The organism is Planomonospora alba, assembly GCF_039534085.1.
In the GTDB taxonomy this organism is placed as follows: domain Bacteria; phylum Actinomycetota; class Actinomycetes; order Streptosporangiales; family Streptosporangiaceae; genus Planomonospora_B; species Planomonospora_B alba.
The window spans coordinates 21,798-31,271 of record NZ_BAAAUT010000072.1; the positions used below are offsets into that span (position 1 = coordinate 21,798).

9 protein-coding genes are annotated in these 9,474 nt (G+C 75.0%); 7 read left to right on the forward strand and 2 right to left on the reverse strand.

Annotated elements, in window-relative coordinates:
• The first annotated feature begins 1 nt into the window (after position 1).
• From ABD823_RS30360 to ABD823_RS30380, 5 genes are read left to right on the forward strand one after another with little or no spacing between them, the layout of a single operon-like run.
• Entirely contained in the window at positions 2-376 is a 375-nt protein-coding gene (locus tag ABD823_RS30360; protein WP_344865577.1) for a response regulator, read from the forward strand.
• On the forward strand, positions 373-1,467 hold the full coding sequence (locus tag ABD823_RS30365) for a HEAT repeat domain-containing protein (protein ID WP_344865579.1): 1,095 nt from the start codon (positions 373-375) through the stop codon (positions 1,465-1,467). The genes ABD823_RS30360 and ABD823_RS30365 overlap by 4 nt, the downstream gene beginning before the upstream one ends.
• Entirely contained in the window at positions 1,464-2,975 is a 1,512-nt protein-coding gene (locus ABD823_RS30370; protein WP_344865581.1) for a glycosyltransferase family 2 protein, read from the forward strand. The genes ABD823_RS30365 and ABD823_RS30370 overlap by 4 nt, the downstream gene beginning before the upstream one ends.
• Positions 2,972-5,083 carry a HAMP domain-containing sensor histidine kinase gene (locus ABD823_RS30375; RefSeq protein WP_344865583.1) on the forward strand — a complete coding sequence of 704 codons (2,112 nt, stop codon included), beginning with the start codon at positions 2,972-2,974 and terminating at the stop codon, positions 5,081-5,083. The genes ABD823_RS30370 and ABD823_RS30375 overlap by 4 nt, the downstream gene beginning before the upstream one ends.
• Positions 5,080-5,220, forward strand: coding sequence for a hypothetical protein (locus ABD823_RS30380; RefSeq protein WP_344865585.1), 141 nt, complete (start codon positions 5,080-5,082; stop codon positions 5,218-5,220). Before ABD823_RS30375 ends, ABD823_RS30380 begins: the two co-directional genes overlap by 4 nt.
• A gap of 24 nt (positions 5,221-5,244) precedes the next feature.
• Here the strand turns inward: ABD823_RS30380 and ABD823_RS30385 are convergent, their stop codons facing one another.
• The gene (locus tag ABD823_RS30385) at positions 5,245-5,964 is read right to left on the reverse strand and encodes a response regulator transcription factor (RefSeq protein WP_344865587.1); all 720 of its coding nucleotides are present in this window, start codon (positions 5,962-5,964) and stop codon (positions 5,245-5,247) included.
• Positions 5,961-7,043, reverse strand: a complete 1,083-nt coding sequence (locus tag ABD823_RS30390; protein WP_344865589.1) for a sensor histidine kinase — start codon at positions 7,041-7,043, stop codon at positions 5,961-5,963. Before ABD823_RS30390 ends, ABD823_RS30385 begins: the two co-directional genes overlap by 4 nt.
• A gap of 221 nt (positions 7,044-7,264) precedes the next feature.
• Here ABD823_RS30390 and gsmA point away from each other — a divergent pair, with 221 nt between their 5' ends.
• A complete protein-coding gene (gene gsmA, locus ABD823_RS30395; RefSeq protein WP_344865591.1) occupies positions 7,265-8,389 on the forward strand; it encodes a sporangiospore maturation cell wall hydrolase GsmA in 1,125 nt (374 codons plus the stop codon).
• Between the two features lie 52 nt (positions 8,390-8,441).
• On the forward strand, positions 8,442-9,474 hold a 1,033-nt coding region (locus tag ABD823_RS30400; RefSeq protein ID WP_344865593.1), incomplete at its 3' end, for a hypothetical protein.

Below are 9,474 nucleotides of genomic sequence, written 5' to 3' on the forward strand. Positions count from 1 at the left end.
GATGGCCATCGTCCTCGTCGCCGAAGACGACCCCGATATCCGTGACCTGATCGTCTTCAAGCTGCGGCAGAGCGGTCACACCGTCGTCCCGGTGGGGGACGGCCGGTCGGCGCTGGGGAAGGTCCGCGACCAGCTTCCCGACATCGTGCTCCTGGACGTCATGATGCCCGGCATGTCCGGCATCGACGTCTGCCGGGAGCTGCGCAGGGACCAGCAGACCGCGGACCTGCCGATCATCCTGCTGACCGCGCGCGCCCAGGAGAGCGACGTGTCGGTCGGGCTGGCCGCCGGCGCCGACGACTACATCGTCAAGCCGTTCAGCCCGCGGGTGCTGGCCGACCGGGTGCAGTCCGTGCTGACCAGGGCGCGGGCGTGACCTCGGTCCAGCTCGTCTCCGTCACGCTGGCGCTGCTGCTGCTCGCGGTGAGCGTGCTGGGGGCGGTGATCGTCACGGGACGGTCCGTGCGCCGCGCGCGGCAGCGGCGCGACGCGCGCCTGGCCGCCGAGGTCCGGCCCCTGCTGATCCGGCTCACCGGCGGCGACGAGGACGTCGAGGAGGTGCTGCGGCGGCTGGCGGCGCTGGACCGGCGCCGGTGGAACGCGGTCCGCGCCAGCGCGGTCGGCCTGCTCGGCAAGGTCAGCGGCCAGGGCAACGCCGCGCTGACCCGGCTGTTCGAGGAGCGCGGCGTCGCCCGCGACGCCGTGGCCGACCTGTCGCGCCGCGGCTCGGTACGGCGGGCCCGCGCCGCCACCGTGCTGGGGCTGCTGCGCCACGCCGAGGCGGTGCCCGACCTGACCCGCCTGCTGGCCGACCGCCACCCCGAGGTGCGGACCGCGGCCGCGCGGGCGCTGGGCCGGATCGCCGAGCCCCAGGCCGCCGGGCCGCTCCTGGACTGCCTGGCCGGCGGGCGGGTGCCGTCCGACGTGGTCGTCCAGGCGCTGATCGCCATCGGCCCGGCGGCCCGGCCCGCGCTGACCAAGGCGATGGCCCACACCGCCCCGGAGGTCCGCGCCATCGCCGCGGAGGTGCTCGGGCTCATCGGCTCCGTCGGCTCCGTCTCGGCGCTGATCCGCGCGCTGACCCTGGACCCGTCGTCCGACGTGCGCACCCGGGCCGCCCGGTCGCTCGGCCGGCTGGGCACGCCGGCGTGCCTGGACGCGCTCACCGACGCGGTCGGCCTCACCTACCCGACGGCCGTGCGGGCGGAGGCGGCCGGTGCGCTGGGGGACGTCGGCGCGCCCGCCGCGGTCCCGGCGCTGCGCGCCCTCCTGGCCGACCACCACTACCGGGTCGCGCACCACGCGGCCCGCTCGCTCACCCGGCTCGGCGGGCCCGGCACGGAGACCCTGCGCGAGGCCGCCGACGGGGCGCTGGGCGTGCGGGCCGCCGCCCACGCCCGGGAGGCCCTGGCCGTGCTCGCCCTGGCCGAAGGGCGGCACCCGGCGAGGCCGGCCCCGGCGCCATGAGGGAGGGCGCGCTCGCCGCCGGGGCGGCGGCCGCGGGCGTGCCGGGCGTGCTGGAGGCGCTCGCGGAGGGCGTGCGGTGGCTGCTGGCGGTCTCCGGCGCCGCGGTGATGGTCTACTTCCTGTGCGTCAACACCAGCTACCTGGTGCTCATCGCCCTGGCGACCTGGGATTCCGTCCACTACCACCGGCGCGTGGCCTTCGCCGGCGCCGACGACGTCTACAGCAACCCGCTCAACCCGGCCATCAGCGTCATCATGCCCGCCTACAACGAGGAGGCGGGCATCGTCGAGGCCGTGCGCGCGATGCTGTCGATGCGGTACCCGAGCTTCGAGATCATCGTCGTCGACGACGGCTCGCGCGACGGCACGTTCGACCGGCTGCGCGAGGAGTACGACCTCGTCGAGGTGCCCCGGGTGGTGCCCGACGACATCCCGACCCGCGGCCGGGTGCTCTCCGTCCACGTGCCGGGCGGCGGCTCGCAGGTCCTGACGGTGGTCCGCAAGAGCAACAGCGGGCGGGCCGACGCGCTCAACGTGGGCATCAACTTCGCCCGCAACCCCCTGGTCTGCATGGTCGACGCCGACTCCATCCTGGACCCGGGGGCGCTGCTGTCGGTGGCCAAGCCGTTCACCGACGACCCGCTGCGCACCGTCGCCACCGGCGGGGTGATCCGCATCGCCAACGGCTGCGACGTGGTCGGCGGCCGGGTCGTCACGGTGCGCATGCCGCGCCAGTGGCTGGTCCGCATCCAGGTGATCGAGTACCTGCGGGCCTTCCTGCTGGGCCGTACCGGGTGGTCGCGGCTGGGCGGCCTGCTGATCATCTCCGGGGCGTTCGGGCTGTTCCGGCGGGACGCCGTCGTGGAGATCGGCGGCCTGGACCCCGACTCCATCGGCGAGGACGCCGAGCTGGTCACCCGGCTCCACCGGCACATGCGCGAGCAGGACCGCGACTACCGCATCGTCTTCGTCTCCGAGCCGGTCTCCTGGACCGAGGCGCCGTCCACGCTCGCCGTGCTGGGCAGGCAGCGGCGCCGCTGGTCGCGCGGGCTGGCCGAGCTGGCGTGGAAGCACCGCGCGATGTTCGGCAACCCCCGCTACGGGCGCATCGGGCTGCTGGCCCTGCCGTACTACGTGGTCTTCGAGCTGCTCGCCCCGCTGGTGAGCCTGAGCGGTCTCGTCCTGGTCCCGCTCGGGGTGCTGGTGGGCGCCATCGACCTCCCCTTCGCCGGTGCGATCATGCTCGCCTCCTACGGCTACGCGCTGCTGGTGGCGTTCACCGCGCTGGCCGTGGAGGAGTACGCCTTCCACCGCTACACCCGCTGGCGCGACCTCGGCGTCGCGGCGCTGGCGGCGTTCGCCGAGAACATCGGGTACCGGCAGTTCAACGCCTGGTGGGGCGTGCAGGGGATCGTCGCGGCGCTGCGCCGTACACAGCAGGTCTGGGGGGTAATGACGCGGGAGGGGTTCTCCGCCCAGGGCAGGCCCACGGGAGGGAAACGGCGATGAGGTGGCCGGACCGCAGTGTCGCGAGCACCCTGCGGCACGCCTTCGCGCTGCTCGTCTCGCTCGTCCTGCTGGCCGGCGTCGTCGCCGCCACCGAGTCCGTACGGCACGGCGCCGCGCTGGACCGGCTCGTCGAGTACAACGTCCCGCTCCGGCTGAACAACTTCAAGCTGCGCTCCACGATGAGCGACGCCGTCCGGGGACTCCGCAACCACCTGCTGTTCGACCAGCCCCCGACCTCCTACGAGCAGGCCCGCACCTCCTACCGGCCGTTCCTGCAGGTCCTGACCACCGAGTCCGACCAGCCCCGGGAGCAGCGGCTGGCCGGCGAACTCGCCCGGCTGGTCGAGGACTGGTACGTCTACGCCGCCGAGGCGGAGCGGGCGGAGCCGGAGAGCGCGCAGGCCCGCGAGTACGCCGCGGGCCTCATGGCCCGCTACGAGCCGATCCTGCAGGCGTCCAACGCGCTGGAGAGCCACCTGGCGGTCCGGACCCAGGCGCTGTACGACGAGAGCCAGCGCAACCGCCTCCTGGGCCTGGCCGGGGTGGTCGTCTTCGCCGTCGTCGCGGTGGTCATGGCCCTGGTCACCTCGGTGCGCACCTACCGGGCGCTGGTCTCCCCGCTGGGGGGCATGCGCGCGACCCTGCGCCGCCTGGCCGCGGGGGAGCACGAGGCCCGCGTCCCCGCCGCGGAGGGCCCGACCGAGATCCGCGAGCTGGGCGCGGCCATCAACTCGCTGGCCGACGAGAGCGAACGGCTCCGCCGCGCCGAGCGGGAGCGCGCCCGGCTGGCCGCGGTGGTGTACGAGACGGCCGGGCGCATCCGCCAGACCCTCGACGCCGACGCCGTCATCCGCGAGGCGGCCACGCTCCTGGGCGAGCGGCTCCCCGCCGACCAGGTGTTCATCCAGCTCGTCAGCGACGGCCGGATCGGCCCTCCCGAGCTGGCGTGGACGGCGGGCAGGATCGCCGAGAAGAGCGCCGTCCCCCTGCTGCCCGCGCCCTCCGACCAGGCCCAGCGGCTCTACGCGGAGGGTGCGGCCTCCAGCGGCTCCACCGCGGACCCGCCCCCCTACGTCCCCGACGCCGCGGCCCGGGCGCTGCGCGCGCTCGGCGACCTGCAGTACGTGTTCGCGCCCTTCGGCACGGGCGGCGAGCTGTTCGGCGCGATCCTGGTCACCCGCGCCGGCGCCCCCTGGACGACCGAGGAGATCGAGGCCGTCAAGAGCGTCGGGGCCGACCTGGGCCGCGGCCTGGACCAGGCCCGCCTCTACGGCCGCGAGCGGGAGCTGGTCAAGGAGCTGCGGGCCCTGGACGCGGCCAAGACCGACTTCATGTCCGCGGTCTCCCACGAGCTGCGCTCCCCGCTGACCAGCATCTCCGGCTACCTGGAGATCCTCCAGGACGAGGAGGCCGGGGAGCTGAACCCCGTGCAGGAGCACATGCTCGACGCGATCGAGCGCAACACCGCGCGCCTGCGGCTGCTCATCGAGGACCTGCTGACGCTCTCGCGCATCGAGTCCGGCGCCTTCCGCACCGTCAAGCAGAAGACCGACCTGTGCGCGGTCGCGGAGGGGGCGGTCGCGTCCATGCGCCCGGCCGCCGAGCAGGCCGAGGTCGCGCTGGGCATCGAGTGCCCGACGGGCTCGCTCATGATCGACGGGGACCCCAACCAGCTCGACCGCGCCCTGGTCAACCTGCTGTCCAACGCGGTGAAGTTCACCCCCGCCGGCGGGCGGGTGGACGTGCGGGTGGCGCTGGAGGAGGACCAGGCGGTGGTGCGGGTCTCCGACACCGGCATCGGCATCCCCGAGGACGAGCTGCAGCGGCTGGACACCCGCTTCTTCCGCGCCTCCAACGCCACCGAGCGGTCGATCCCCGGCACGGGCCTCGGACTGTCGATCGTGCGCAGCATCGTCGCCAACCACTCCGGCGCCTTCGAGCTGAGCTCGCGGGAGGGCGAGGGGACGACGGTGACGGTGCGGATCCCCACCTGCGCCGCCAGGCTCGGCGCGAAGCCGAACGAGATCGGCGAGCCGGCCGGGCGCGGCCGGCGCTACGGTTCGGACCAGAGGCCCGAGGAGGCGGCGGAGCAGGAGGAGGGCGAGTGAGCGCGTTCCGCGCCACCGCCCGGCGCCCGAGGGAACGCGGCTGTGCCCGCAGGGAGACCGGGGCACCGCCCGGCGTGGGCCACCAGGCCGTGGGCAAGCTGCCCGGCGAGCATCCGAGGCGGTGCGTGGACGCCTGACCCGCCGCGCCGTGCGGCCGCCCGTCAGCGGCGGAAGGAGAGGGTGTCCTTGCCGTCCTGGCGCTGGACCGGCGGGCGGTAGCGGTAGCCGACGCCCCGGACCGCCTCGATGGGCGAGTTGGAGGTGTCGGAGCTGATGCGGCGGCGCAGGCGCAGGATCGCGAACTTCACCCGCTCCGGGCTGAGCCCGGTGGGGTCGTCCCAGACCAGCGAGAGCAGCTGGGAGGAGCTCAGCACGTTGCCCGCGTGCCGTACGAGCGTGTTGAGCAGGCGGAACTCGGTCGGCGTCAGGTGCACCTCCTCGTTCTCCACGAACACCGTCCGGGTCGCGGGCTCCACCCGGATGAGCCCGTCGTCGTAGACGTCCTCGGCCCAGGAGGCCGTGCCCGCCCGGCGCAGCAGCGCCTCGACCCGGGCGGTGAGCTCGCCCCGGGAGAACGGCTTGACGAGGTAGTCGTCGGCCCCGGCGCGCAGCCCCCGCACCTTCTCCCGCTCCTGGCCGCGGCCGGTGAGGATCAGGATCGGCAGGTCGCTGATGTCGCGGACCCGCTCCAGGACCTGCCAGCCGTCCATGACGGGCAGGCCGATGTCCAGGATCAGCGCGTCCGGCTTGTGCTGGTGCAGCAGGCGCAGGCCGCTGCGGCCGTCCGTGGCGGGGATCACCTCGTGCCCGCTGTGGCCGAGGAGCACCTGGATGGCGGTGAGGGTGTCGGCGTCGTCCTCGACGACGAGGAGGCGGCTCATCGGCCCTCCCGTTGGTCGTGGGCCGGTTCCCAGGGGAGTTCCACGAGTACCTGCGAGCGTGTCGTGCCGTCCTCGACGAGCTGGAGCGTGCCGCCGTGCATGCCGGCGATGGCGCGGGCCATGCCCAGCCGCGGCCAGGCCTTCTCCCCCGCGGGGTCCTCGCCGCGCCCGGCCTGGTCGGTGACGTTCGCCTCCTCGCCGGAGAGTGTGCAGGTGATCTCGGTCAGCCAGCCGTCGACCGTGGGCCGCAGCTCGACCTCGACGGAGTCGCCCGGCCCGGCGCGGGTGATGGCGGCCGTCAGCAGGATGTCGAGCATGCGGCGGATGCGGACCGCGTTGCAGCTCAGCGCCGGTCCGGGCCGGGCGTGGTAGCGCAGGGAGACCCCGGCGTGCAGCGCGCCCGCCCGGAACTGGGAGACGACCTCGCGCACCAGCTCCATCGGGTCCACCCGCTCCGGACGCAGCTCGGGCTCGGCGGCGGAGGGGTCGGCCAGCAGCGGCAGGTCGTTGAGGAGCTCCGACAGCCGTACGGCGTTGCGCTCGATGACCTTCACGAACTCGCGCTGGTCGCCGGTGAGCGGCCCGGTCTCCGGGTCGGCCAGCAGGCCGGCGTAGGCGAGGATCGGCGTGATCGGCGTGGCCAGGTCGTGGACGACGGTGGAGATGAACTCCGTCTTGGCCGCGGCGAGTTTCTCGGTGTGGGAGGGGGCCTCGGCGCGGGACTCCGCGTCCCGGCGCCAGGACGCGTCCAGCGCGGCGGCCAGGCAGGCGAGCGCCTCGGGCACCCCCTGGCCGTCGAGGCCCTGCGCCAGCGTCACCGCGAGCATGCGCCCGGGCCCGGCGGGCCAGAGCCGCTCGCCGTCCGCGGGCGGGGTGGCGTCGGCGGGCCGCAGCTCGGCGCCGAGCACGCCGGGCACGCTGCGCAGCCCGGCCAGGAGCACCGTGTCGGCGTTCATCCCGTTGGTGTCCTCGGAACCGCGCAACCGCTCGCCGAGCAGGCCCAGGATCGCCCGTGTGGTCTCCACGGCGTCGGACGGGCGCGCGGCGGTGCGGCCGAGCCGGCCCCCGCTGTTCAGCATGCTGCCCCCCACGTGTCCCCCTAGCACGCCGGATCCTCCCCCAAGGACCCCGAGACTCGTCACATTGAGCAATTCATCTCAAACAGAACGTTATCAACCCTGTTCCGCTGGTCGTGACGTGGCTCTCCCCCGGTCGCGCCCGCGCCCCCGCCGGTGCGCGCAACGGATCTGCACCCGGCGCGCAACCGAACGTGCATCCTCGGTCACCGAGCGTTGTCGCTATGTTGGAGCCGACCGCGCGGCGCGGGCTGGGCCGGGTGCTCACCACCGGCGTCGCGGTACTGTCATGCCTGGTCGTGGGGGTGGGTCCGCTGAGCGGCACCGCCCACGCCGTCCCCTCCGGGCTCCCCCCGGCTCCCGTCAGGCCCGTCACGGCCGACCCCCTCCCCCTCCTGGACGCCGTCTCCCCCGTCGGCGGCACCGCGGCGACCCCCGCGACCCCCGCCTCCGCCGAGGAGGAGCCCGGCACGGCCCGGGTCCGCACCGGCGGCGACCCCCTGCCCGTGCGGAGCGAGCCCAGCGGCACCTCCGAGAAGCTGCGCGAACTCGCCGACGGCTCCCGCTTCGCCGTCGAGTGCCGCGTCCCCGGCGACTGGGTCCGCGGCACGGTCAGGACCACCGGCTCCTGGCTGCGCCTGGACGGCGGCGGTTACGTCCCCGACGCCTACGCGGTGCGCTCGGCCCCCGTCGACCGGTGCGACCTGACGCTCGTGGCGGCCGCCGCCGGCCGGCTCCCCGGCACCCCCGCCCAGCCCGCCCCCGCAACCGTCCCGGAACCGGCGGGCGCCGCCGTGCGGGCGCCCGCGCCCGTGCCGGAGCCCGCCGCGGGCGCCGCGACCGGCTCCGCCCCGTCCTGGGCCGCCGAGCGGGCCGCCCCGGCGGGCCCGGCGCAGTTCATCCGGCAGGTGGGCCCCGCCGCCCGGCAGAGCATGCTGAAGACGGGCGTGCCCGCGTCGGTGACCCTGGCGCAGGCGATCCTGGAGTCCGGCTGGGGCAAGAGCACGCTGGCCGCCCGGGACCGCAACTACTTCGGCATCAAGTGCTTCGGCGGCCCCGCCGGCCGCGCGGCCGGCTGCCGCGACTACCCGACCACCGAGTGCGGATCCGGCGGCTGCGGCAAGACCACCGCGTCCTTCCGCACCTACCGCACCGCGGCGGACTCCTTCGCCGACCACGGCGACTTCCTCGTCTCCAACAGCCGCTACCGCCGGGCGTTCGCCCACACCGGCGACCCCGACCGGTTCGCCCGGGAGATCGCCAAGGCCGGCTACGCCACCGACCCGGCCTACCCCGGCAAGCTGATCGACCTCATGCGCACCCACGACCTGTACCGCTACGACGTCTGACCCGCACCGGCACCGCCGCCCACCGGACCGCACACCAGGAGAAGAGCACCACATGCAGCCAGACGCCTCCGCCGAGAGGCAGACCGGCGAGGCCCGGCGCACCCGCCCCCCCGCCTGGCTGGTCTTCGCCGCGCTCGGCCTGCTGGTGAGCGTCGCCGGGCTGCTGGCGCCCGCGGGGATCGCGATGACCGTCCGGACGGCCGTGCCGGTCGTCGCGGCGGTGGCGGCGGTCGTCGCGGTCCGCGCGCGCCGCCCGGCCGTCCCGGCGGCGTGGCGGCTGATCGCCGCCGGCGCGGTGGTCTGGACGGCCGCGGACCTGACCTGGGCCGGCTGGTACACGGTGACCGCAGGCGGCGACGCGGTCCCGCTCTGGCTCGGCCTGAGCTACCTGGCGGCCTACCCGCTGCTCCTGGCCGGCCTGGGCCGGCTGCCGGGCAACGGGGCCGGCACCCGTGACGCGGGCACGACCCTGGACGCCATGGTCATCCTGCTCGGCATGGCCTTCGTCTACTGGACGGTCTACTTCAACCCCTACGGGGGCTTCGGCGCGCTGTCCGACCAGGAGGTCCTCCTGGCGGCGGTCTACCCCGCAGCGGACCTGGTCGTGCAGTTCCTGGTGCTCCGGCTCTGGTTCACCCACGGCCTGCGCAACCCGTCCTACGCGATGCTCGCGCTGGGCCTGGTGGGCATGTTCGCCAGCGACGTGCTGTACGCGCTGACCTACCAGCAGGGCGTGGTCTGGAGCAACGGGCTCCTGGAGAACAGCGGCTGGCTGCTGTGGTGCGTCCTGGTGGGAGCGGCGGCGCTGCACCCGGCGGCGGCCGAGACGCGGGAGACCGCCACCGAGGGCCACCTCACCGTCGCCCGGGGCGTCGCCTTCCTGCTCGCGGCCTGCGCGGGCCCGCTCTCCCTCATCCTCACCGTCCCGTCCGGCACGGCGGTGGACCCGCTCGACTTCCTGACGCCGCTGGCCATGTTCGCGGGCCTGATGGGGTTCCTGATCGTCCGGCTGATCACCAACGCCGGTACCGCGCAGCGGCGCGCCCGGCAGCTGGACGAGCAGGCCGCCGAGCTGTCGCGGGCGC